22 protein-coding genes are annotated in these 23,600 nt (G+C 72.0%); 17 read left to right on the top strand and 5 right to left on the bottom strand.

Going from position 1 to position 23,600, the window contains the following annotated elements; genetic code table 11:
• Nucleotides 1-6: 6 nt before the first annotated feature.
• Nucleotides 7-882: a serine hydrolase gene (locus U5C87_RS18335; RefSeq protein WP_330473921.1), complete on the top strand. Its 876-nt coding sequence runs from the start codon at nt 7-9 to the stop codon at nt 880-882.
• Nucleotides 879-1,985, top strand: coding sequence for a dipeptide epimerase (locus U5C87_RS18330; protein WP_330473920.1), 1,107 nt, complete (start codon nt 879-881; stop codon nt 1,983-1,985). The genes U5C87_RS18335 and U5C87_RS18330 overlap by 4 nt, the downstream gene beginning before the upstream one ends.
• A 77-nt stretch (nt 1,986-2,062) precedes the next feature.
• Here U5C87_RS18330 and U5C87_RS18325 read toward each other — a convergent pair whose 3' ends face one another.
• Nucleotides 2,063-3,679 carry a DUF3352 domain-containing protein gene (locus U5C87_RS18325; RefSeq protein WP_330473919.1) on the bottom strand — a complete coding sequence of 539 codons (1,617 nt, stop codon included), beginning with the start codon at nt 3,677-3,679 and terminating at the stop codon, nt 2,063-2,065.
• Between the two features lie 158 nt (nt 3,680-3,837).
• Between U5C87_RS18325 and U5C87_RS18320 the strand changes: the two genes are divergently transcribed.
• The 3 genes from U5C87_RS18320 to U5C87_RS18310 all read left to right on the top strand — a co-directional run bounded on the left by U5C87_RS18320 (nt 3,838) and on the right by U5C87_RS18310 (nt 6,324).
• Entirely contained in the window at nt 3,838-4,086 is a 249-nt protein-coding gene (locus U5C87_RS18320) for a DUF3046 domain-containing protein (protein ID WP_330473918.1), read from the top strand.
• A 205-nt stretch (nt 4,087-4,291) separates the two neighbouring features.
• Nucleotides 4,292-5,341: a recombinase RecA gene (gene recA / locus U5C87_RS18315; RefSeq protein WP_330473917.1), complete on the top strand. Its 1,050-nt coding sequence runs from the start codon at nt 4,292-4,294 to the stop codon at nt 5,339-5,341.
• A 368-nt stretch (nt 5,342-5,709) separates the two neighbouring features.
• Nucleotides 5,710-6,324, top strand: coding sequence for a regulatory protein RecX (locus U5C87_RS18310; protein WP_330473916.1), 615 nt, complete (start codon nt 5,710-5,712; stop codon nt 6,322-6,324).
• 113 nt (nt 6,325-6,437) lie between these two features.
• On the opposite strand, the gene U5C87_RS18305 is transcribed toward U5C87_RS18310, so the two are convergent.
• Complete coding sequence (locus U5C87_RS18305; protein WP_330473915.1) at nt 6,438-7,043, bottom strand: YceI family protein; 606 nt, start codon at nt 7,041-7,043, stop codon at nt 6,438-6,440.
• Between the two features lie 197 nt (nt 7,044-7,240).
• Between U5C87_RS18305 and miaB the strand changes: the two genes are divergently transcribed.
• The 6 genes from miaB to dapF all read left to right on the top strand — a co-directional run bounded on the left by miaB (nt 7,241) and on the right by dapF (nt 13,468).
• The gene (miaB, locus tag U5C87_RS18300) at nt 7,241-8,806 is read left to right on the top strand and encodes a tRNA (N6-isopentenyl adenosine(37)-C2)-methylthiotransferase MiaB (RefSeq protein ID WP_330473914.1); all 1,566 of its coding nucleotides are present in this window, start codon (nt 7,241-7,243) and stop codon (nt 8,804-8,806) included.
• Between the two features lie 42 nt (nt 8,807-8,848).
• Nucleotides 8,849-9,475 (top strand): peptide deformylase, encoded by a 627-nt coding sequence (gene def / locus U5C87_RS18295; protein ID WP_330473913.1) that lies wholly within the window; start codon nt 8,849-8,851, stop codon nt 9,473-9,475.
• Between the two features lie 4 nt (nt 9,476-9,479).
• Nucleotides 9,480-10,406: a tRNA (adenosine(37)-N6)-dimethylallyltransferase MiaA gene (miaA, locus tag U5C87_RS18290; protein WP_330473912.1), complete on the top strand. Its 927-nt coding sequence runs from the start codon at nt 9,480-9,482 to the stop codon at nt 10,404-10,406.
• 115 nt (nt 10,407-10,521) lie between these two features.
• Nucleotides 10,522-10,857: an ArsR/SmtB family transcription factor gene (locus U5C87_RS18285; RefSeq protein WP_330473911.1), complete on the top strand. Its 336-nt coding sequence runs from the start codon at nt 10,522-10,524 to the stop codon at nt 10,855-10,857.
• Nucleotides 10,854-12,620 (top strand): SulP family inorganic anion transporter, encoded by a 1,767-nt coding sequence (locus U5C87_RS18280; protein ID WP_330473910.1) that lies wholly within the window; start codon nt 10,854-10,856, stop codon nt 12,618-12,620. The genes U5C87_RS18285 and U5C87_RS18280 overlap by 4 nt, the downstream gene beginning before the upstream one ends.
• Nucleotides 12,617-13,468: a diaminopimelate epimerase gene (gene dapF / locus U5C87_RS18275; protein ID WP_330473909.1), complete on the top strand. Its 852-nt coding sequence runs from the start codon at nt 12,617-12,619 to the stop codon at nt 13,466-13,468. The genes U5C87_RS18280 and dapF overlap by 4 nt, the downstream gene beginning before the upstream one ends.
• Nucleotides 13,469-13,587: 119 nt before the next feature.
• On the opposite strand, the gene U5C87_RS18270 is transcribed toward dapF, so the two are convergent.
• Nucleotides 13,588-14,340 carry a nucleotidyltransferase domain-containing protein gene (locus U5C87_RS18270; RefSeq protein ID WP_330473908.1) on the bottom strand — a complete coding sequence of 251 codons (753 nt, stop codon included), beginning with the start codon at nt 14,338-14,340 and terminating at the stop codon, nt 13,588-13,590.
• A complete protein-coding gene (locus U5C87_RS18265) occupies nt 14,333-14,944 on the bottom strand; it encodes a class I SAM-dependent methyltransferase (protein ID WP_330473907.1) in 612 nt (203 codons plus the stop codon). Before U5C87_RS18265 ends, U5C87_RS18270 begins: the two co-directional genes overlap by 8 nt.
• Before the next feature lie 156 nt (nt 14,945-15,100).
• Here U5C87_RS18265 and hflX point away from each other — a divergent pair, with 156 nt between their 5' ends.
• The 4 genes from hflX (at nt 15,101) to U5C87_RS18245 (ending at nt 18,331) form a co-directional block, all read left to right on the top strand.
• Nucleotides 15,101-16,606, top strand: a complete 1,506-nt coding sequence (hflX, locus tag U5C87_RS18260) for a GTPase HflX (protein ID WP_330473906.1) — start codon at nt 15,101-15,103, stop codon at nt 16,604-16,606.
• Between the two features lie 86 nt (nt 16,607-16,692).
• Nucleotides 16,693-16,848 (top strand): hypothetical protein, encoded by a 156-nt coding sequence (locus U5C87_RS18255; RefSeq protein WP_156035057.1) that lies wholly within the window; start codon nt 16,693-16,695, stop codon nt 16,846-16,848.
• On the top strand, nt 16,845-17,912 hold the full coding sequence (locus U5C87_RS18250) for a GNAT family N-acetyltransferase (RefSeq protein WP_330473905.1): 1,068 nt from the start codon (nt 16,845-16,847) through the stop codon (nt 17,910-17,912). The genes U5C87_RS18255 and U5C87_RS18250 overlap by 4 nt, the downstream gene beginning before the upstream one ends.
• Nucleotides 17,909-18,331 carry a hypothetical protein gene (locus U5C87_RS18245; RefSeq protein WP_330473904.1) on the top strand — a complete coding sequence of 141 codons (423 nt, stop codon included), beginning with the start codon at nt 17,909-17,911 and terminating at the stop codon, nt 18,329-18,331. The genes U5C87_RS18250 and U5C87_RS18245 overlap by 4 nt, the downstream gene beginning before the upstream one ends.
• Nucleotides 18,332-18,358: 27 nt before the next feature.
• Here U5C87_RS18245 and U5C87_RS18240 read toward each other — a convergent pair whose 3' ends face one another.
• Nucleotides 18,359-20,062, bottom strand: coding sequence for a formate--tetrahydrofolate ligase (locus tag U5C87_RS18240; protein WP_330473903.1), 1,704 nt, complete (start codon nt 20,060-20,062; stop codon nt 18,359-18,361).
• Between the two features lie 176 nt (nt 20,063-20,238).
• Between U5C87_RS18240 and U5C87_RS18235 the strand changes: the two genes are divergently transcribed.
• Entirely contained in the window at nt 20,239-22,479 is a 2,241-nt protein-coding gene (locus U5C87_RS18235) for an ATP-dependent DNA helicase (protein WP_330473902.1), read from the top strand.
• A 103-nt stretch (nt 22,480-22,582) separates the two neighbouring features.
• Nucleotides 22,583-23,542, top strand: a complete 960-nt coding sequence (gene holA, locus U5C87_RS18230) for a DNA polymerase III subunit delta (RefSeq protein WP_330473901.1) — start codon at nt 22,583-22,585, stop codon at nt 23,540-23,542.
• The last annotated feature ends 58 nt before the right edge of the window (nt 23,543-23,600 follow it).

Here is a 23,600-nt window from a genome sequence, read left to right as displayed (position 1 = left end):
GCTGGGGTGCCCAGCCCCTTCTCGATCCTCGACTCACGACTCGACGAGGCCGCCGCGGCAGCGCGCTCGTCGGACCCGTCCCGTCCCGCCGTCCTGTCGGTGTGGCTCGGCGACCTGCAGGGCCGGCCCCGCTACGAGCACGACGCCCTCGCGCCGCACTACGCCGCCTCGACCATGAAGCTCCCGCTCGTCGTCGCGGCCTACCGTCGGGTGGTGCGGGGTGAGCTCGACCTCGATGCCCCGGTCACCGTCACGGGCACCTTCGCGTCGGTGCTCGACGGCTCACCGTTCGAGCTCGACGAGTCCGACGACCAGGACCCCGACACGTGGGCGGCCGTCGGCGGCACCCGGACCCTGCGCGAGCTGGCCGAGCAGGCCATCACGCACTCGAGCAACATCGCGACCAACCTGCTCGTCGACGTCGTCGGCCTCGACGAGGTCGCCGAGGTGCTGCGCCTCGTCGGGTGCTCGCCGACGACGGTCGTGGCCCGCGGCATCGAGGACGCGGTCGCGCGCCGGGCCGGCATCACCAACACCGTGACCGCCGCAGACCTCGGCCTCGTCATGGCTGCCGTCGGGCGACGCGACCCGGCCCTCGGCAGTGACGCGGTGCTGGCCCCGGTCGAGGCGCTGCTGGCCCGCCAGGTGCACGTCGACCAGGTGCCGGCCGGGCTACCGCCGGGCACGCCGACGGCGAGCAAGTCCGGCTGGATCCCCGGTGTCTCCCACGACGTCGCCCTGGTGCGCCCCGGGGGCGAGGAGCCCTTCGTGCTGGCCGTGTGCACGACCATCGACCTGGACGAGGCGCAGGCAGCAGCCTTCGTCGCCGAGGTCGCCCGCGACGTCTGGGATGCCGAGCACCGGGCGCAGGTGCAGGCATGACGACCATCGAGCGGGTCACGACGACCGCGTCGTCGGTGCCGCTGCACACGCCGTTCGTCACCGCGCTGCGCCGCACCGAGACCACCGACACCGTCCTCGTGACCGTCACCGACAGCGACGGCCGCACCGGCTGGGGCGAGGCGCCACAGGTGTGGCAGGTCACCGGTGAGTCGCTCGCGAGTGCCACGGCCTGTCTCGAGACGATGCTCGCCCCCGCAGTCACCGGCCGGCGCCTCCACGACCGCGACGACCTCACGGCCACGGCCGCCGTCGTCCAGCGCACCGTGGCCCGCAACTTCGGCGCCAAGGCCGCGCTCGACGCGGCGCTGCACGACCTCGTCGCCCGGGCAGAGGGCACCTCGGTGGCCGCCGTCCTCGCGGGCCGGCCGGACGGCATACGCGATGTGCTGACGACCGACGTGACCCTGTCGGCCGGCAAGGCCGACGCGCTCGCGGACACGGCTCGTGCCCGGGTCGCGGACGGCTTCCGCACCCTGAAGATGAAGGTGGGCACCGACGCGAGCACCGACGTGCAGCGGGTCGCGGCGGTGCGCGACGCCGTGGGACCCGACGTCGCGATCCGCCTCGACGCCAACCAGGGATGGACGCGCGAGGAGGCCGTGCAGGTCATCCGCGCGCTCGAGGTCGCCGACCTCGGGGTCGAGTTCGTCGAGCAGCCCGTCGTGGCCGACGACGTCGAGGGGCTCGCGTGGGTGCGTGAGCGCGTCGGCCTGCCGGTCATGGCCGACGAGTCCTGCTACGGGCGTTTCGACCTCGAACGGATCATCCGGCTCGGCGCGGCCGACCTCGTCAACGTCAAGCTCGCCAAGTGCGGCTCGCTCACGGTCGGACGCGACATGCTGCGGCGCGCGCACGAGGCGGGCCTGCGCACCATCGTCGGCTCGATGATGGAGAGCCACGTCGGGGTGGGCGCCGCGGCTGCTCTCGTCGCGGCCGAGCCGACGACCGAGGTCAGTGACCTCGACGCGGCCTGGTGGTCCCGACGCTCGCCGGTGGACGGCGGAATCTCCTACTCCGGCAACCAGATCCACCTGCCGGTGAACGGCGGTTCGGGCATCACGGGTCTCTCGGCGGCCGGCTGACCGCTGCCGTCGTCGCACGACCGGCCGCACGACGAAGGGCCCCGCCGGAGCGGGGCCCTTCGTCGTGCGGGAGTGGGTCAGTCGCCCACGACGCGGAGCGTGAAGCTGCCCTCGCCGTTGCCCGTGCTGGAGGCGTTGAAGCCGACCGCGCGCAGCGACTCGAGGAACGACTTGGCCTCGCCGTGCACCTGGCCCTGCGCCAGCTTGTCGATCTTGTCGAGGTCGACGAAGAGCGTCGCGTTGGAGCTCGTGACGTCGCCCACGGCCAGCTTGAAGGCGTCGCTGTCACCCAGCTTGCCGCCGGCCTTGAGGTCGTCGGCGTAGTCGGGCTTGGTGGCGACGAAGACCTTGTCGCCCTCGACCTTGTGGGTCAGGACGTCGCTGCCGACGCCCGCGGTGTCCATGAGGCGGCCGACGAGCTCGTCGGCGCGCTTGGCGTCGCTCGAGACGACCTTGGCACCGATCGTGGGCACCTCGGAGTCGAACTTCTGGTCGGGCATCGCGAGGGTGAACGAGCGGCCGAGGAGGACCTTGAGGTCGTCGGGCAGCTTCATGTCGAGCTGCTGCTCGAGCGAGCCGATCGGGTCGGACTCGCCCTGGGCCCCGGCGAGGGTCTCGATCTGCTTCTTCAGCGCGGGCCAGGCTCCGTCGACCATCGCGTCGGCGCCAGAGACGTTGATCGCTGCCATGGTGTCGGCCGGGAGGGAGGCCACCTCGGCGCCGTCGCCCTTGACCGACGTCTTGGTGTCGGTGCCGCGCACGACGCCGGCCATCTCGACGTAGTCGGCGTCGAAGCGCAGTGCTGCCGCGACCCGGCCCTTGGCGCCGGCCGGCGGGACGGCCGCGAGGTCCGACGAGCCGCTCAGCTTCTGGATCTCCTTGAGGCCCGAACCCATGTCGAACCAGGCCGACACGACGCCCTGCTCGCCGAGGGCGTTCATGTCGTCGGTGAAGGTGGTGTTCTGGGCCAGCGACCCCTTGTCGACGGCGGCGAGCGTGGCGTCGCCGACGCCGCGCGGCGTGATGATGGCGTAGCCGTCCTTCATCCGCAGCTCGGTGTCGCCCTTCTTGTCGCAGGCGAAGAGCTTGGTCAAGGTGTCCTTGGCGGCGCCCTCGTCCTTGACCTGGACGGCGATGGCGACGTTGGGGGCGTCGGACGTGCCGCCGGGGCGGATCGCGGCACCGACGCGGTCACCGAGCCAGGGTGCGATGTCGTTGTCGTAGCTGAACTTCGCGACGCAGTCGTTGCTGGCGTCCTTGGAGGCGAGCTCCCACAGCTTCTTGCGCGGGTCGTCGCTGCCCAGGGTGTCCTTGACCTGGGGGAGCTTGCCGAGGAAGCGCACCGCGGCGATCTTCTGCCCCGCGGAGGGGTCGATGTCGAGGCGGAAGTAGGCGTACGCGTCGCCGGGCAGCACCTCGGCGGGCTGCGAGCCGCCGCCGCTCAGCGTCTGGAAGGCGAAGGCCCCGGCGCCGCCGAGGACCAGCGCGGTGACGACGCCGCCGACGAGCAGGCCGGTCCGCTTGCGGCTGCCCGCGGGCGTGGGCTGGGGGTCGTCGGAGAGGGTGACCCCGCCCGGGACCGCCTGGGTCGCCTCGGAGGGTGAGGCAGGCGTGGGGTAGGAGTAGGGCTGGGCGGACCCGTGGGCCGGCTGGTCGATGGGCGCCCCGGAGGGTCCCTGCGTGGGCTCGTTCATGGTGTTGCTCCCCTGGAAAGAGTTCGGTGTGCCGCACGGCCTCGCGCGGGACGAGAGGACGATACCGGTACGGCAGGCCGTCCGCGGCCGGTTGTGGTAACGCTCCGACGACGGTTCCGCGCGGATCGGTTCCGGTGTCGGGGTGGCACACTGCTGGGGTGCGGATCAGCCACTTCTGGACCTTGATGGACGACGAGTTCGGCCCGGCGTATGCCGGGTCGCTCGCCCGCGACCACGTGCTGGGTGCGCTCGGCAACCGCACGGTCGTGCAGGCGCTCGCAGACGGAGAGGCGCCGCGGGCCGTCTGGGAGGCCCTCTGCACGGACATGGACGTCCCGCCGGAGCGGCGGCTCGGCCGGGACGTCCGGGTGGCCCGCGGGGCCCAGGGCGGTCAGACCGGCCGCTGACCGGCGTGTCGCAGCGACTTCGAACACCTGTTCGGTAGTGTTCTCCACAGGTCCTGCGCCACCACCCGCATCGTCCACAGGCCGTCTCGTGGGCCACCCGATGTCGGCGCCGGCACCTAGCGTCTGACCCGACAGCGAATCTCTCAGGAGCCGTGGCGGGTCGAAGGTAGACGACCGCAGCGCAGACGGCAGATAGGTGACCGACATGGCATCGGTGCAGACGAAGGACAAGGACAAGGCCCTCTCCTCGGTGATGGGCCAGATCGAGAAGAGCTACGGCAAGGGCGCGGTGATGCGCCTCGGCGACGACATCCGTCCGCCGATCGAGGTCATCCCCACCGGGTCGATCGCCCTCGACGTGGCGCTCGGCATCGGTGGTCTCCCGCGGGGCCGCGTCGTCGAGATCTACGGCCCGGAGTCGTCGGGCAAGACGACGGTCGCGCTCCACGCGGTCGCCAACGCGCAGAAGGCCGGTGGCATCGCGGCCTTCATCGACGCCGAGCACGCACTCGACCCCGACTACGCCAAGAAGCTCGGCGTCGACACCGACGCGCTGCTCGTGTCGCAGCCCGACACGGGTGAGCAGGCGCTCGAGATCGCCGACATGCTGATCCGCTCCGGCGCCATCGACATCATCGTCATCGACTCGGTCGCCGCGCTCGTGCCCCGGGCCGAGATCGAGGGCGAGATGGGTGACAGCCACGTCGGTCTGCAGGCGCGCCTCATGAGCCAGGCGCTGCGCAAGCTGACCGGTGCCCTCAACAACACCGGCACGACCGCGATCTTCATCAACCAGCTGCGCGAGAAGATCGGCGTCATGTTCGGCTCGCCCGAGACGACGACCGGTGGCAAGGCGCTGAAGTTCTACGCCTCGGTGCGTCTCGACGTGCGTCGTATCGAGACGCTCAAGGACGGCACCGAGCCGGTCGGCAACCGCACCCGCGTCAAGGTCGTCAAGAACAAGGTCTCCCCGCCGTTCAAGCAGGCCGAGTTCGACATCCTCTACGGCCACGGCATCTCGCGCGAGGGTGGCCTCATCGACATGGGCGTCGAGCACGGCTTCGTCCGCAAGGCCGGCGCCTGGTACACCTACGAGGGCGACCAGCTCGGTCAGGGCAAGGAGAACGCCCGCAACTTCCTCAAGGACAACCCCGACCTGGCCGACGAGATCGAGAAGAAGGTCAAGGAGAAGCTCGGGGTCGGCCCGCGCGTCGACCAGCCCGCCGAGGTCTCGGACGTGCCCGTCGACTTCTGATCATGGGCTTCTCCGAGGAGGAGACCATGCAGGACCGTCTGGCCCGCGCCGCGGCCGCCCTGGCTGAGGCCGAGGGTGTCGCCGGGGTGCGGGCCGGCGGTGTCTCGGGTGTGACGTCCGACCTGCTGTCACGCCGATCCGCCCATGCAGAGTCGTCGAAGCCATCTACGTCGTCGACCGAGCGGTCCACGAAGGCTGAGCCGTCTTGGAAGGCTGAGCCGTCCACGAAGGCCGAGCCGAAGAGGAAGGCCGAGCCGTCCACGAAGGCCGAGCCGTCCGCGAAGGCCGGACGGACGCAGCGGCGGGGTCGGACGGAGCGGTCGACGAGGTCCGAGCCGACCGGCGGGTCCGGCGGTTCTGGCGGGTCCGTGCGGTCAGGACGGGCAAGCCGCCCGGGGTGGGCCGGCCGCGGGGGAGGTTCGGGCTGGGGTGTCGACGACGCGGGGGAGCGCCCCGACTGGGCGCCGCCGCCGGAGGAGACCGAGAGCGCGGTCCCCGACGCGGATGCCGAGTCGGTGGCGCGGGCCATCGTGCTGCGACAGCTGAGCATGGCGCCACGCAGCCGCACCCAGCTCGAGCGGAAGCTGCGCCAGCGCGGGTGCGACGACGACGTCGCCGCGCGGGTGCTCGACCGCATGACCGAGGTCGGTCTCGTCGACGACGAGGCGTACGCCCAGATGCTCGTGCGCTCGCGCCAGTCCGACAAGGGGCTGGCACGTCGTGCCCTCGCGCACGAGCTGCGCAAGCAGGGGATCGACCAGGAGATCGCCGACGAGGCCCTGGGCCAGGTCGGCGCCGGCGACGAGCGGCTGCGCGCCGAGCAGCTCGTCGCGAAGAAGCTGCGCTCCATGCGCGGCCTAGCTCCCGAGGTCCAGACCCGTCGGCTCGCAGCGATGCTCGCGCGCAAGGGCTATTCGGGCGAGGTCGCGTGGCCCATCGTCCGCGACGCCGTCGACGGCCTGCCCGAGCATCGCCGCGACTGACGCGATCGCGCAGGATGCGCCTGCCGGCGGGTCCTTCAGGCTGGGCACACCACGAGGGGGTGAGGACCGGTCCGGTCCTCACCCCCTGGGGCGGTGCTGTGGTGCTGTGGTGCTCAGACCTCGGCGGGCACGTTGGCGATCGCGGAGATGTCGAACTCGAGCTTGACCTTCTCGCTCACGAGGACGCCACCGGTCTCGAGGGCGGCGTTGAAGGAGAGGTTCCAGTCGGTGCGGTCGATGGTGACGTCACCCTCGAAGCCGACGCGGGTGTTGCCGAACGGGTCCTTGGCCGAGCCGGTCTCCTCGAAGGGGATCGTGACGGGCTTGGTGACACCGTTGATGGTGAGGTCGCCCGTGATGGCCCACTCGGAGCCGTCGCGCTCGACGTTCGTCGAGACGAAGGTGATCTGCGGGTAGTTCGCGATGTCGAAGAAGTCGGGGGTCTTGAGGTGGCCGTCGCGCTGCTCGTTGCCGGTCGTCACGCTGGCGGCGTCGATGGTGACGGTGACCGAGGAGTTGGCCGGGGTGACGGTGTCGACGTGGGCGGTGCCCTCGAACGTGTCGAAGTGGCCGCGGACCTTGGTCACCATGGCGTGGCGGGCGGAGAAGCCGATGCGGGTGTGGCTCGGGTCGAGCGTGTAGTCGCCGGAGATGTTCTCGACGGCGACCGACGGGGTCTCGGTGACGGTCTCGTCCTTGGTGCGGTTGAACAGGCCCATGATGTGTCCTTCGGAGTAGGTTATTGAATCTTCAACAACTATGATGCAGGCAAGTTGTTGAACTGTCAAGCAGTATCGTCAACGGGTGCGGGTGGCCCGCTATTCCCGGTGTCCGGCCGGTGGGATCCCGGATCCGCCGGCAGGGGCTCGGTGCCCGGCTCGGCGTGGTTGCCACACGACGTACCCTTGTCGATGCCATGACAACGCAGAACTTCGCTCCCACGCCAGTCGCGCCCGGGCCGGTCGGCTCGCCCCGCACCTATGACGTGCGCACGCACGGCTGCCAGATGAACGTCCACGACAGCGAGCGCCTCGCCGGCCTGCTCGAGACGGCCGGCTACGTCGACCTCGCCAGCCTGCCGGCGGGGGAGCGCCCCGAGGTCGCCGACGTCGTCGTGTTCAACACGTGCGCGGTGCGCGAGAACGCCGACAACAAGCTCTACGGCAACCTCGGCCAGCTGCGTCCGGCCAAGCAGAAGAACCCCGACATGCAGATCGCCGTCGGGGGCTGCATGGCGCAGAAGGACCGCGGCACCATCGTCGAGCGCGCGCCCTGGGTCGACGTCGTCTTCGGCACCCACAACATCGGTTCCCTGCCGGCGCTGCTCGACCGGGCCGCCCACAACCGGCGTGCCGAGGTCGAGATCCTCGAGAGCCTCGAGGTCTTCCCCTCGACGCTGCCGACCCGGCGCGACTCCGCCTACAGCGCCTGGGTCTCCATCTCGGTCGGCTGCAACAACACGTGCACCTTCTGCATCGTGCCGAGCCTGCGGGGCAAGGAGCAGGACCGTCGCCCCGGCGAGATCCTCGCCGAGATCGAGGCGCTCGTCGCGCAGGGCGTCGTCGAGGTGACCCTCCTCGGTCAGAACGTCAACACCTACGGCGTCGAGTTCGGTGACCGCCTCGCCTTCGGCAAGCTGCTGCGCGCGTGCGGCGAGATCGAGGGGCTCGAGCGGGTGCGTTTCACCAGCCCCCACCCGGCGGCTTTCACCGAGGACGTCATCCTCGCGATGGCCGAGACGCCCAACGTCATGCCCAGCCTGCACATGCCCCTGCAGTCCGGCTCCGACAAGGTGCTCAAGGACATGCGCCGCTCCTACCGGAGCACGAAGTTCCTCGGCATCATCGACAACGTCCGTCGGCACATCCCCGACGCCGCGATCACGACCGACATCATCGTCGGCTTCCCCGGCGAGACCGAGGAGGACTTCCAGGGCACGCTCGACGTCGTGCGCGAGTCCCGCTTCTCGAGCGCCTTCACCTTCCAGTACTCCATCCGACCGGGCACCCCGGCGGCGACCATGGCCGACCAGGTCCCCAAGGAGGTCGTGCAGGAGCGCTTCGAGCGGCTCATCGCCCTCCAGGAGGAGGTCAGCTGGGCCGGCAACCGCGCCGTCGAGGGCCGCGAGGTCGAGGTGCTCGTAGCGCCCTCGGAGGGCCGCAAGGACCTCGAGACCAAGCGGCTTTCGGGCCGCGCCCGTGACAACCGTCTGGTGCACTTCGCGGTGCCCGAGGGCGCTGAGGTGCCGCGACCCGGTGACATGGTCACGGTCCGGGTGACCTACGGAGCGCCCCACCACCTCGTCGCCGACTCGGGCGTCGAGGGCGGGACGTATGCCGTCCGGCGCACTCCCGGCGGTGACGCCTGGGCAGCGCTCCAGGACGCACCGCAGGGCACCGGCAAGCCGGCCGTCAGCCTGGGCATGCCATCGATCGGGCGACCCACCGCAGCGCCGGCCGCGCCGGGCTGCTCTGTCGTCTGAGCCGATTCGGGCGGGCACTGTCCCTCGTGCTTGACTTGGCGCATGAGTGTGCGCCCCATCGTCATCACCGGCGAGCCCGTCCTGCACCGGGCCGCAGCCCTCGTCACGAGCTTCGACGACGAGCTGCGCACCCTGGTCGAGGACATGTACGAGACCAACGTCGCGGCCAACGGAGTGGGACTCGCGGCGCCGCAGATCGGTGTCGGCCTGCGCGTCTTCATCTGGAAGATGGCCAACGAGGACGGCGTGCCCGAGCAGGGCCACGTCATCAACCCGACCCTGACCATCTCGAAGATCCCGCAGGAGCGCCCCAACCCCGACGAGGAGACCGAGGGCTGCCTGTCGGTGCCGGGTGAGGCCTTCCCGCTCAAGCGTGCCGACCGCGCGCACGTCATCGGCTTCGACGTCGACGGCAACCGCGTCGAGTTCGACGCGACGGGCTGGTTCGCCCGCTGCATGCAGCACGAGTACGACCACCTCAACGGCACGCTCTACGTCGACCGCCTCGATGACCGTCAGGCCAAAAAGGCGCGCAAGGCCGTCAAGCGCAACGGCTGGGGCAAGCCCGGCAACTCGTGGCACCCCGGCGTCGACCGCGACCCGTTCGGCCACGACGAGGACGAGCTCGACGAGCACACCGGCGACCACAGCGACCAGCTCATCGGCTGAGCGCGTGAGCGCCGATCCGACCCTCCCCGTCGTCGCCGTGGTGGGTCCGACCGCCACGGGCAAGTCCGACCTGGCCCTCGACCTCGCCGAACGCCTCGGCGGCGAGGTCGTCAACGCCGACGCCATGCAGTTCTACCGCGGCATGGACATCGGCACCGCCAAGCTGGCCCCGGCCGAGCGACGAGGCATCCCGCACCACCAGCTCGACGTCCTCGAGGTGACCGAGGAGGCGAGCGTCGCCGGCTACCAGGCCGCCGCCCGTGCCGACATCGGTGCCATCCGGGAGCGCGGCCACCGCCCGTTGCTCGTCGGCGGCTCAGGTCTCTACGTCCGGGCGGCGCTCGACCGGCTCGACATCCCGCCGACCGACTCCGCGGTCCGCAGCCGGCTCGAGGCGGAGTCCGAGGCGATGGGCGGCGACGCGCTCCACGCCCGACTGCGCGAGCTGGACCCCAGGTCGGCGGCCACGATCCTGCCCGGCAACCTGCGCCGGGTCATCCGCGCGCTCGAGGTCATCGAGCTCACCGGCAGGCCGTTCAGCGCGACCATGCCGACCCGCGAATTCGTCTCTCCTGCAGTGATGCTCGCTCTGCGAGTCGATCGCGACCGGCTCGTCGACCGTATCGACCTGCGCGTCGAACGCATGTGGGAGCAGGGGCTTCGCGCCGAGGCCGAGACGCTGCTCGCGCGCGGCCTGCGCGACGGTGTCACCGCGAGCCGGGCCATCGGCTACAGCCAGGCGATCGCGGTGATCGACGGCGAGATGGACGAGGCAACGGCGCGGACCGAGACGGCCCAGGCCACACGGCGCTATGCCCGGAGGCAGGAGTCGTGGTTCCGGCCCGACCCCCGCATCGTCTGGCTCGATGCGACCGACGGTGACGGGGCCAGGGTGCTGGACGAAGCCCTCAGCGTGCTCCGCGCGTCCTGACCGGCCGGCGCGCCCGGACCGGGTCCTGCCGTCTCCCGGAGCCACCGTGGCTGACGCACACTTCATCACTTGATAAAGTGTGCAACTAAAAAGCTCCGCATCGAAGGGTCGTTCCATGAGTGTGCCGCTCTACCAGGCGAAGGCAGAGTTCTTCAAGACGCTCGGCCATCCGGCCCGGATCCGGATCCTCGAGCTGCTCTCGGAGCGCGACCACGCCGTGCACGAGCTGCTCGACCACATCGACATCGAGCCGAGCAGCCTGTCGCAGCAGCTCGCCGTCCTGCGGCGCACGTCGCTCGTCACGTCGACGAGGGTCGGCGGTGAGGTGGTCTACTCGGTCAGCGTCCCGGAGGTGCGTGACCTGCTGCTCGCCGCACGGCGCATCCTCTCCGGCGTCATCGCCGCCCAGGGAGAGCTCGAGTCCGAGCTGAGCCCGACGGCCGGCTCATGACCCTCGAGCTCGACGTCCACGGGGTCCGGGCCTGGACCGCCCGGCAGGGGCGACGGATGAAGTCCCTGGCTCCACGCAGGTCCGACTGGGCCTCGACGCGGATCGGGCGAGACCTGCCTGCCGGCCTCATGGTCGGCCTCGTCGCGCTGCCGCTCGCCCTGGGCTTCGGGGTCAGCTCCGGGATGGGAGCCACGGCAGGGCTCGTGACGGCTGTGGTCGCGGGCGCCGTCGCGGCGGTCTTCGGGGGCAGCCGGGTGCAGGTGAGTGGGCCGACCGGCGCGATGACCGTCGTCCTCGTCCCCATCATCGCGACGTACGGTCCGCACGGCGTCCTCGTCGTCGGGCTCATGGCCGGTGTCGTGCTCATCGCGCTCGGCTTCGCGGGTGCCGGCCGCTACATCCGCTACGTGCCCGTGCCGGTCGTCGAGGGCTTCACCCTCGGGATCGCGGCGATCATCCTGCTCCAGCAGGTGCCGGCCGCCCTGGGCGTGCACGCTGAAGGGGAGAAGGTGCTCGGTCAGGCGCTGGGTGCAGTCGGCGACTGGTCGTCCCTCCCGGCCTGGCCCTCGCTCGCCGTCGCCGCCGCCGTCGTGGTCGGGGTGCTCGGGCTGGCGCGCCTGCGCCCGGGCCTGCCGTGGGCGCTCGTCGTCGTCGTGCTCGCGACCGTCGCCAACTCGGTGCTCGCTCTCGGGATCGCCACCATCGGCGCGGTGCCCGCCGGCCTCCCGGCCCCCTCGTTGCCGTCGATGGCGGTGTCCGACCTCAGCTCGCTCGTGCTTCCCGCCGTCGCGGTCGCGGCCCTCGCGGCGCTCGAGAGCCTGCTGTCCGCCACCGTGTCGGACGCGATGAGCGTGGGGCAGCGGCACGACTCCGACCGCGAGCTCGTCGGGCAGGGTCTCGCCAACCTCGCGGCGCCGCTCTTCGGCGGCATACCGGCCACCGCGGCCATCGCCCGCACGGCGGTCAACGTGCGATCGGGGGCGGCGTCGAGGCTCGCGGCCCTCACGCACGCGGCCGTCCTCCTCGTCATCGTGCTCGTGGCCTCCCGGTGGGTGGCGATGATCCCCACTGCCGCCCTGGCCGGAGTCCTCGTCGCGACCGCGGTGCAGATGGTCCGGGTCTCGAGCCTCGGCGCCCTGCTGCGCTCCTCGCGGGGGGATGCCGTCGTCCTCGTCGGCACGGCTGCGGCGACGGTCCTGCTCGACCTCGTCATGGCGGTGCTCATCGGGCTCGTCATGGCCGGCTTCTTCGTGCTGAGGCAGGCCGCAGCCTCCGCCCGGCTCGAGGAGGTGCCCCTCGACGAGAGCGACCACGGCGACGAGGAGCGCGCGCTGCTCGACGAGCACATCGTCGCCTACCGCATCGACGGGCCGATCTTCTTCGGCGCCGCGCACGACTTCCTCCTCGAGCTCACCGAGGTGAGCGACGTGCGTGTCGTCGTCCTGCGCATGTCGCGGGTGACCGTCATCGACGCGACGGGTGCCACCGTCCTCGCCGACACGATCTCGCGGCTCGAGGCACGCGGCGTCTCGGTGCTGCTCTCGGGGGTGCGCCCCCAGCACGAGCGCATCCTCCGCGAGCTCGGGGTCTACGATGGCTTGGCGCACGAGAAGCACCTCTTCGCGACGACGCCCGGCGCGATCGAGCACGCGCGCGTGCACGCCGCACGCGTCGCCCACGATCCGGCTGCGACCCCACCCCGGACCGACCGGGTGGACCCCGCGAGCACGGCGGGTCGGCATACCGGAGAATGGCCGGCATGACGCGCTTCACCAAGGGCCACGGCACCGAGAACGACTTCGTGCTCGTCCCCGACCTCGAGGGAACGCTCGAGCTGACCCCCGCCCAGGTGCAGCGCATCGCCGACCGGCACGCCGGTCTCGGCGCCGACGGCGTCATCCGGGTCGTGCGCACCGCGCTCGCGACCGACGAGTCGGTGCGCGCCCAGTCGCACGAGGCGCAGTGGTTCATGGACTACCGCAACGCCGACGGCTCCCTCGCCGAGATGTGCGGCAACGGCACGCGCGTCTTCGCCGAGTACCTCCGCCGCGAGGGACTCGCCTTCGGCTCGTCGTTCGCCATCGCGACCCGTGCCGGTGTCAAGACCGTCCGGGTCGTCGACGAGGGGTATGCCGTCGACCTCGGTCCGTGGCGCCTCGGCGACGAGGAGGGTGACCGACGTGACGGCTTCGACGTCATGGTCAAGCCGCGCCACGGCAAGCCGGTGCCGGCGCTGACGCTCGACATCGGCAACCCGCACGCCGTCGTCATGCTCCCCGAGGGCATCACCCTGGAGAACCTCGACCTCGGCGAGGCGCCCCAGCTGCACCCCGAGCCCGCCGGCGGCTCCAACGTCGAGTTCGTCCGCGCGGTCGGCCCGGGGCACATCGCCATGCGCGTCCACGAGCGCGGCGTCGGCGAGACGCGGTCGTGCGGCACCGGAGCCGCCGCCGCAGCCCTGGCGACGCGCTTCTGGTCCGGGGTCGAGGACCTCAGCCCGTGGACCGTCGACGTGCCGGGCGGACGCCTGACCGTCACGCCCCTGCCCGGTCAGCGCGTCGAGCTCGCCGGACCGGCTGTCCTCGTCGCCGACGGGGACTTCCCACTCTGACCCCGGTCGGCCCTCGTTCGAGGTGATGCCGGCAGCCACGTGAGTGCCACGATCACCTCGACCGGCGGCCACTCACCCCCCGGTTCGAGGTGATCCCGGCAGTCACGCACGTGCCGCGATCACCTCGACTGTGGGGTCTCCGACGGGTCGGTGCCAGCGAGCCGGAAGCCCTCGAAGAGCGGCCCGCCGTGGCGGACCAGGACGTCGTCGGCGAAGGCCATCAGGAGCGACACGTCGCCGGCCGCCGCGGTGACGAGCGCCTGCTCGTGCCGGCTCCGCCAGGTGCTGGCCTCGCGCTCGTCGAGGTCGGCCAGCTCGCGCGCCACCCACTTGCCCCGGCCCCACCAGTGGCCCGACCCGTGCAGGAGCAGGTGGGCGGCCTCGTCGGCGAGCAGCGTCGCGCACACGAGTCGCTCGTGGGCGTCGTGCGCGTGGGTCACGTCGTCGAGCAGGTCGGTGACGGCATACCTCAGGGTGGCGAGGTCGTCGCCGGTGAGCGGGGGTGGTCCGGCGGCGAGCAGCTGCTGGGCGGTCTGCTGCCACTGCTCGCCGGAGCCGTCCGTGTCGAGGAGGACGGCCGAGCGTCCGAGGAGCCGCACCATGGTGGGCCGCCCGCCGGCGACGTCGCGCCGCACGTAGTGGCCGAGCGAGGTGTCGGTGTGCACGAAGAGCTCGACCGGCCAGCCGCGGAAGCGGCGTGCGTCGCGGTACGGCGCCGGCGGTCCCGGCAGCAGCACGGTCACGTCGAGGTCCGATCCTGGCGTGGCCGACCCGAGCACGACGCTGCCGCCCAGCCACGCGGCCCGGGCCTCGGGGAACCACTGCGCGACGAGGGCGCGGGCGTCGTCGACCGCGCCGTCGACGTCAGGCACGCCGCACCTCGAGGATGCGGAACGCCTTGGCCGAGGACCGGCGCGTGCACCGCAGGCCCCAGTCCTGCTCGTTGATCCACCTCTGAAGCGAGTCCGAGCCGAGGTGCTTCTGCACGACGAGGTGGGCAACGCCGTCGTCGGTGAGGCGGGGGAGCCAGCGCTCGAGGAGGGCGTGCAGGGCGGCCTTGCCGACGTGGATCGGTGGGTTGGACCAGATCGTCGCGAAGCGAAGCCCGTCCGGGACCTCGTCGGGCTCGCAGAAGGTCGCGTTGTCGACGCCTGCCGTGGCGGCGTTGGTGCGCGCGAGGTCGAGCGAGCGTCGGTTGACGTCCACGCCCCACACGTGCGCGCCGGGGGAGCGGAGCGCGAGGGTGATCGAGATGGGGCCCCAGCCACAGCCGATGTCGAGCAGGTCGCCGGCGGGACTCGGGTCGGGGGCGCCGGAGAGCAGCACTGCTGTGCCCGGGTCGAGCCGGTCGGGGGAGTAGACCCCCTTGGCCGTGGTCAGCGTGAAAGGCCGCCCCTCGAGCGTCACCTCGATGGTGCGGCGCTCCTCCGGCGTGGCCGGCTCGGCGGTGAAGTAGTGGTCGGTCGGCTCGCTCATCAGGGGCCACGCTATCGACGCGGCCGCGGCTCCGCCGACGAGCGCGCGGGGCACACGTCGCCCAGTGCGGCGACGAGCACGTCCAGCGTGGGTATGCCTCCGGTGGGCACAAACGAGTGGATCGCGGCGTTGCACCAGTGGAACCATAGGGAGAACATGACGAGCAACCACACCCACACCACCGATGACTCCGCCCGCACTGCCGAGCGTGAGCGCGACCTCTTCGCCACCCGCGCCGACGCGCTGGCCGAGGACACCCACGAAAGCGCCGACACGGCATACCCCCTCTACGACGGCGACCAGTTCGACCGTGAGGAGCGTGCCGCACTCCGACGCGTCCAGGGCCTGTCGACCGAGCTCGAGGACATCACCGAGGTCGAGTACCGCCAGCTACGCCTCGAGCGCGTCGTGCTGGCAGGCGTCTGGACCGAAGGCACCGCCGAGGACGCCGAGAACTCCATCCGTGAGCTCGCGGCCCTCGCCGAGACTGCCGGGTCGACCGTGCTCGAGGGCGTCGTCCAGCGTCGCCAGAAGCCCGACCCCGCCACGTGGCTCGGCAAGGGCAAGGCCCTCGAGCTGCGCGACATCGTCGTGGAGGAGGGCGCCGACACCGTCATCTGCGACGGCGAGCTCGCCCCCAGCCAGCGGCGTGCGCTCGAGGACGTCGTCAAGGTCAAGGTCATCGACCGCACCGCGCTGATCCTCGACATCTTCGCCCAGCACGCCAAGAGCCGCGAGGGTCGCGCCCAGGTCGAGCTGGCCCAGCTCCAGTACCTCCTGCCGCGCCTGCGTGGCTGGGGTGAGTCGATGTCCCGTCAGGCCGGTGGCCGTGTCGCCGGTGGTGAGGGCATCGGCTCGCGTGGACCCGGTGAGACGAAGATCGAGCTCGACCGACGCCGCATCAACACCAAGATCGCCAAGCTGCGCCGCGACATCAAGGGCATGAAGACGAGCCGCGACACCCGTCGTCACTCCCGCCGTGCGGGCGGCGTCCCGTCGGTCGCCATCGCCGGCTACACCAACGCCGGCAAGAGCTCGCTGCTCAACCGCCTGACCGGCGCCGGTGTGCTCGTCGAGAACCAGCTCTTCGCGACCCTCGACCCGACGGTGCGCCGCACCGAGACCGAGGACGGCCGCGTCTACACGCTGGCCGACACCGTCGGCTTCGTGCGCAGCCTGCCGCACCAGCTCGTCGAGGCTTTCCGCTCGACGCTCGAGGAGGTCGGCGACTCCGATCTGCTCCTGCACGTCGTCGACGGCTCGCACCCCGACCCCGAGGGTCAGATCTCGGCCGTCCGTGAGGTGCTGGCCGAGGTCGGTGGCGACCAGATCAAGGAGATCATCGTCGTCAACAAGGCCGACATCGCCGACCCCGAGGTGCTCGACCGCCTCCAGCGGCACGAGAAGCACTGCATCACGGTCTCGGCGCGCACCGGCGCCGGGCTCGCGGAGCTGCGTGCGCTCATCGACCACGAGCTGCCCAAGCCCGACATCGAGGTCGAGGTGCTCGTGCCCTACGACCGCGGCGACCTCATCTCGCGCCTGCACGAGGAGGGCGAGATCCTCGAGAGCGAGCACGTGGCCGAGGGGACCCGGCTGCGCGCCAGGGTCACGCCGACCATGGAGCCCGACCTCGCGGCCTACGCGGTCGTCGCCAGCTGACTTCGACCGCTCGAAGGGCCCCCACCGTGGGGCCCTTCGGCATGTCGGGCCCGGGGCTGTCGGCGGTCTCGGGGAGGATGAGTGGCATGGCCCTCGAGATCCCGTGCCCCTACTGCGGCACCCAGATGTACGCCGAGCAGGCGCACAACCGCTGCCCGAAGTGCCTCTACATCGAGCCCTGCTGCGACGGCGCCCCGCTCGCCGCCTGCGAGACGCGTGCGCCCGAGCGACAGGTGCCGTGACCGCTCCTGCCGGCGAAGGCTCCGTCTGGCTGACGACCGAGCGGCTCGCGCTGCGACGCCCTCGTCCCGAGGACCTCGACGACTACGTGCGCGTGCACAACGACCCTCGCACGTACGCGCACTCGCCGGCAGGCATGCCGAGCCCGGAGCAGTGCCGCGAGCGACTGGCGGCCGACCTCGTCGACTGGCAGCGCGACGAGCTGGGGTATGCCGTCGTCGTCGACCGTGCCTCGGGTGACGTCATCGGGTGGGCGGGCTTGCGACACAAGGACTCCGACCACGAGAGCCTCAACCTCTACTACCGGCTCGAGCACGACCGACTCGGTGCGGGCCTCGGTCGGGAGATCTCCCGTGCCGTCGTCGCGTGGGCGGTCGAGCACCGGCCCGACGCCCTGGTGACGGCGATGGTCGACGAGGTCAACGCCGCCTCGCTGCGCACCGCGGCGTCCGCCGGACTGGTGCGGGTGGGCACCCGGCCCATGAGGGACGAGCCCGACGGCACGCCGATGGCGTACTTCGAGGCGCCGGGGGTCGCGTCCGTGCCACGCGGGACGGTCGCCGAGCTCCGGGACGCCGTCGTCGACCTCTGGGTGCGCGTCAACGACGCCGGCGGCTCGGTCGGCTTCCTGCCCGGTGCCGCGCGCCGGGACGTGGCGGCTGCGTGGGACCGGCACGTCGAGGACGTCCACGCCCGGCGCTCCCTGCTGTGCGTGCTGCGCGACCCCGACGGCGCCGTGCGCGGCATCGGCCTCTGGGAGCACTCCCGGGGCTTCCCCCACGAGCACGTCGCCGGCCTCAAGCGGCTCATGGTCGACCCGGACGCCCAGGGACGCAACCTCGGACGCATCCTGCTCGCCGGCATGGTCGGCATCGCGCGGCGCGAGCTGCCGTGGGTCGAGCTGCTCCGTCTCGACTACCGCGACGGCCTCGGGCTGGGGGAGTTCTACGACCGCGCAGGGTGGACAGAGGTCGGACGCGTGCCGCGCGGTCTGCGGCTCAGCGCGACGGACTACCGCGACGACGTCGCGATGGCGCGCCGTGTCGACGGGGCCCCGCTGTCGTGAGCGTCGAGCTGCCCGTCGCGGCCCTGGCGGTGACGGCGGCGCTGCACGCCGGCTTCCAGGTGACGGTCACGGCCCTCGTCTACCCGCCCCTGCTGGGGGACGGGTCGGACTGGTCCCGCCGCCACGGGCTGCACAGCCGGCGCATCGTGCCGCTCGTCGTCCTGACCTACGGAGCGGTCGTCGTGTCGATGGTCTGGGTCCTCGCGGCCGGGACGGTGCCTGCCAGCGCCTGGGTGGCCGGCGGGGCGTTCGCGCTCACCCTGCTGGTGACGGCGGCGGGCGCCGCGCCGCTGCACGGCCGTCTCGGTCGCGGCTTCGACCCCGTCGTCGCGCGTCGCCTGCTGGTCGTCGACCGGTGGCGCTGCGCCCTCGCCGTCCTGGCGTCGGTGGCGGCCGTCGTGGCACTGCTGCAGGCGTGACGCGCTCGCGGGTCACGACAGGACGGGTCACGACAGGCCGGTGACCCGGCCGTCGTCGGTGATGTCGATGCGCTCGGCGTTGGGCGAGGTCGGCAGCCCGGGCATCGTCCGCATGTCGCCGCAGATCGCGTAGACGTAGCCGGCGCCGACCGCGGCCCGCACCTCGCGCACGGGCATCCGCCACCCGCGTGGCGCGCCCCGCAGGCTCGGGTCGGAGGAGATCGACAGGTGCGTCTTGGCGATGACGACGGGCAGGCCTCCGTAGCCGAGGCGCTCGTAGTCCTTGAGCGCCCGCGCCGCCGCAGGACTGACGTCGATGCCGTCGGCGCCGTAGATCTGCGTGGCGACGGCCTCGATCTTCTGCTCGAGCGGCAGGTCGAGGGGGTAGAGGAACTCGAAGGACGTGGGCTCGTGCGCCGCCTCGACCACGACCTGGGCCAGCTCCAGCGCGCCGGCGCCGCCCTCGGCCACGTGACGGGTCACGGCCGACCGCACGCCGAGGCTGTTGCAGTACCGACGGATGACGGCGTGCTCTGACTCGTGGTCGTCGGGGAAGGCGTTGATCGCGACGACGGGCTGCACGCCGAAGCGCCGCACGATCTCGATGTGCTTGCGCAGGTTGGGCAGGCCGGCCTCGACGTCCTTGGGGCGCTCCTCGAGCAGGCCCGCGGGCAGCGGCTTCCCGGCCTTGACGGCATGTCGGCCCGAATGGGTCTTGAGCGCGCGGACCGTGGCGACGATGACGGCGACGTCGGGCTTGAGGCCACTGACGCGGCACTTGACGTCGAAGAAGCGCTCGGCGCCCATGTCGGCACCGAAGCCCGCCTCGGTGATCGCGTAGTCGCTCCCGCGCATGGCGATGAGGTCGGCCGTGACGGACGAGGTGCCGGTCGCGATGTTGCCGAAGGGGCCGCAGTGGATGATCGCGGGTCCGCCCTCGAGGGTCTGGAGGAGGTTGGGCTTGATGGCGTCCTCGAGGATCGCCGTCATGGCGCCCGCCGCGTGGAGGTCCTCGGCGGTCACGCCCTTGCCCTCGGTCGTGTAGCCGATGACGATGCGCCCGAGCCGCGCCCGCAGGTCCCGGAGAGAGGTCGCGAGGGTGAGCAGCACCATGATCTCACTCGCCGCGGTGATGTCGAAGCCGGTCTCGCGGGCCAGCCCGTCCTGACGCGCGCCGAGACCGATGACGATGTTGCGCAGGGCCCGGTCGTTGACGTCGAGCACCCGGCGCCACGTGATGTTGCGGACGTCGATGCCGAGCGCGTTGCCGTGGTGGAGGTGGTTGTCGATCATGGCGGCGAGCAGGTTGTGCGCGGACGTGACGGCGTGGAAGTCACCGGTGAGGTGCAGGTTGAGCCGCTCCATGGGCACGACCTGGCTGTAGCCGCCGCCGGCCGCTCCGCCCTTGATGCCGAAGGTCGGGCCCATGGACGGCTGGCGCAGCGCGACGACGGCGCGCTTGTCGAGGCGCTGCAGCGCCTGGGCCAGCCCGACCGAGGTCGTCGTCTTGCCCTCGCCGAGCGGGGTCGGCGTGACGGCGGTGACGACGACGTACTTCGCCGTCTGCCCCGGTGCGGGCTCGTCGAGCACCGCGAGGTCGATCTTGGCGACGTCGCGGCCGTAGGGCTCGAGGTGGTCGGGTCCGACTCCGAGGTCGGCGGCGACGTCGGAGAGCGGACGCAGGGTCGCCGCGTTCGCGATCTCGAGGTCGGTGGGCAGGGGTGCGCTCATACCCCGATCAAACTCCGGTCGGCGCGGCTGCGCCCGGCAAACGTCGTGCGACCTCGGGTGAGTTCGGTCCCACGGAGCACGCCTTCACCCGGTCCTCGACACCCGTCGTCCGCGTGCGATCCACAGGGCGGGGCCCGCGGGCGCGGAGCCCGGGCCCGGCGGCATACGCTGATCCAATGCCCCAGCGACCCGCGCTCGACGACCTCCTCCACGCCGCGGTGTCGGGGGTCGGCGGTGCCGAGCGGCCCGGACAGGTCCAGATGGCCAAGGCCGTCGCCCACGCCATCGACGACGGCGAGCACCTGCTCGTGCAGGCCGGCACCGGCACCGGCAAGTCGCTGGCCTACCTCGTGCCTGCGGTTGCCCACGCCTTCGAGGCGGGCAAGCCTGCCGTCGTGGCGACGGCGACCCTGGCCCTCCAGGCGCAGATCGTCGACCGCGACATGCCGCGCGTGGCCGACGCCCTGGCGCCGGTCCTCGGCCGGCGTCCCACCTACGCCCTCGTCAAGGGGCGCCGCAACTACGTGTGCCTCAACAAGCTCGAGGGCGGCTTCCCCGACGACGAGGACGGGCTGCTCTCGGTCGGTCAGGTCGACGCCTCTGTCGGGCGACTCGGCCAAGAGGTCGTCCGGCTCCGCGAGTGGGCGGGCGCCACGGAGTCCGGCGACCGCGACGAGCTCGTGCCCGGCGTCTCCGAGCGGGCCTGGCGCCAGGTCTCGGTCTCGGCCCACGAGTGCCTGGGCGGCAAGTGCCCGCTGGTCGCGGAGTGCTTCGTCGAGCGCGCCCGCGAGGCCGCCAAGGACGTCGACGTCATCGTCACGAACCACTCCTTCATGGCCATCGACTCGTTCGAGGGGCGCCAGATGCTGCCCGAGCACGACGTGCTCGTCGTCGACGAGGCCCACGAGCTCGTCGACCGCGTCACCGCGACGATCACCGACGAGCTGACCGGCACCATGGTCATGACGGCCGCCAAGAAGGCCGGCCGCATGTCGGAGAACACCGCCGCGATGGACGAGGCGGGGGAGCTGCTCGCGCAGGCGCTCGAGCCGCTCGAGGAGGGCCGGATGCTCGGCATCCCGGAGTCCGTCGGGATGGCCCTCGCGCGGGTGCGCGACACCGCGCGCACGGTCCAGAGCGACCTCAAGCCCCCGCCCGGGCAGGAGGTCGACGGCGCTCGCCAGATCGCCCGCGCGGCGGTCGACGAGGTGCACGAGAACGCCGAGCGCATCCTCGAGGAGCGCGAGCTCGACGTCGTGTGGCTGAACCGCGACCAGCGCCGCGGGCCGGTCCTGCGCGTCGCGCCGATGAGCGTCGCCATGCTCGTGCGCGACAAGGTCTTCGAGGAGCGCACGGTCGTGCTCACGTCGGCGACGCTCGAGCTCGGCGGCACGTTCGACTCCGTGGCCGGCACCATCGGCCTGCGGGGCGAGGGCGCACCGAAGTGGCAGGGCCTCGACGTCGGCAGCCCCTTCGACTACCCCAAGCAGGCCATCGCCTACGTCGCGGCCCACCTGCCGCCGCCCGGCCGCGACGGAGCGGGCGACGACACCCTCGACGAGATCGAGCAGCTCGTCCGTGCCGCCGGTGGCCGCACGCTCGGCCTCTTCTCGTCGATGCGTGCGGCGCAGACGGCTGCAGAGATCATGCGCGCCCGCTTCGGCGACGACATCCCCGTCCTGTGCCAGGGCGAGGACCAGATCACCACGCTCGTGCGCCAGTTCGCCCGCGACCCGCGCACCTGCCTCTTCGGCACCCTCACCCTCTGGCAGGGCGTCGACGTGCCCGGCTCGTCGTGCCAGCTCGTCATCATCGACCGCATCCCCTTCCCGCGCCCCGACGACCCGCTCGCCTCGGCGCGGTCGCAGGCCATCGCGCGGATGGGCGGCAACGGCTTCATGGCCGTCTCGGCCACCCACGCCGCGCTCCGGCTCGCCCAGGGCGCCGGCCGCCTCGTGCGCCGGGCCGACGACCGCGGCGTCGTGGCCTTCCTCGACTCCCGGATGATGACGGCGAGGTATGCCGGGTTCCTCCAGCGCTCGCTGCCGCCCTTCTACCCGACGACCGACAAGAAGATGGTGCTCGCCGCGCTCGCCCGCCTGGACGCGATGGCGCCCCCGCCCGTCGCCGTCGAGGAGCCGGCGCTGCGCTCCCTGACCGGGGCGCGCGTCGACGCCGACGGCACGGAGCACCCGAGGCCGGTCGCCGTGGCGCCTCCCGCGCCGGCCTCGTCCCGCAGCGCCGTCACCTCCGGACACGCGTGGACCGACGAGCAGGACGAGGAGCTGCGCGACGCGGCCGAGGCCGGCATGCAGCTCGACGAGCTCGTCGACCACTTCGAGCTGCCCGAGGAGACCATCGGCGCACGCGTCGAGCAGCTCGGTCTCACCATCGCCACCGGCGCCCTCTTCGACTGAGCACGGCCGGGCTCGCCCGCCGGCTCTCGGGTCCGCCCGCGCGCACCACCCGGACGCGTCGGGGTCGGGTCCTGCTGTCGGGCCCTCATGGCAGAGTTGAGCCATGACCGACCCGGCCGTCCCGCCCTTCGTGCTCGTGACCGGCCCGGAGGGTGTGCTCGTCGAGCGCGCCGTCGCCGCGGTCCTCGTCGGGGCCACGGAGGCCGACGTCGAGGTCATCCGGATCGACCCGTCGACCTACGAGGCCGGGGCGCTGCAGATGCACGCGAGCCCCTCGCTCTTCGGTGGGGCCAAGACGATCGTCGTGCGCGACCTGCACGAGTCGTCCGACGAGCTGCAGCTCGACCTGCTCTCGCTCCTCGTGGCGCCCGACCCCGACCTCGGCCTCGTCGTCGCCCACGGCGGCGGCATGAAGGGCAAGAAGATCCTCGACACGATGAAGAAGGCCGGTGCCCGGGTCATCGAGTGCCCGGCGGTCAAGACCGATCGCGACAAGACCGACTTCGTCATGAAGGAGTTCGCGGCCGCCCGACGCAAGATCACGAGCGACGGTGTCCGGGCCCTCATCGAAGCGGTCGGCAAGGACGTGCGCGAGCTGGCCGCCGCGTGCTCACAGCTCGTCTCCGACACCGAGGGCACGATCGACGACGCCGTCGTCGACACCTACCACGGGGGCAAGGTCGAGGCCACGGGCTTCCGGGTCGCCGACGCGACCGTGGCGGGACAGTCGGGGGAGGCCCTGCGCCTCCTGCGTCACGCCATCGCCACCGGCGTCGACCCGGTGCCGATCGTGGCCGTCATCGCCTCGCAGCTGCGCCAGCTCATCAAGGTCGGCGCCGCCGGTCGCGGCAGCTCGGCCCAGCTGGCCAAGAGCCTCGGCATGGCACCCTGGCAGGTCGACAAGGCACGCCGCGCCGTCGGGCACTGGAGCGCCGACGGTCTCGCCGTCGCGGTCCAGGCCGTCGCCGCCGCCGACTTCGAGGTCAAGGGCGGCGGACGCGACCCGGTCTATGCCGTCGAGCGGGCGATCCTCACCATCGCCCGGGCCCGCGCCGCCCGCTGACGCGCGTCGACCGGCGCTGACCGGCGTCTGGCCGGCAGTGTCTGTCCGGCGGCTCCAC

Source organism: Terrabacter sp. C0L_2, assembly GCF_036352015.1.
Classification (GTDB): Bacteria; Actinomycetota; Actinomycetes; order Actinomycetales; family Dermatophilaceae; genus Terrabacter; species Terrabacter tumescens.
The sequence above is the reverse complement of the archived record's forward strand: the minus strand, read 5'-3'. Positions and strand labels throughout refer to the sequence as shown.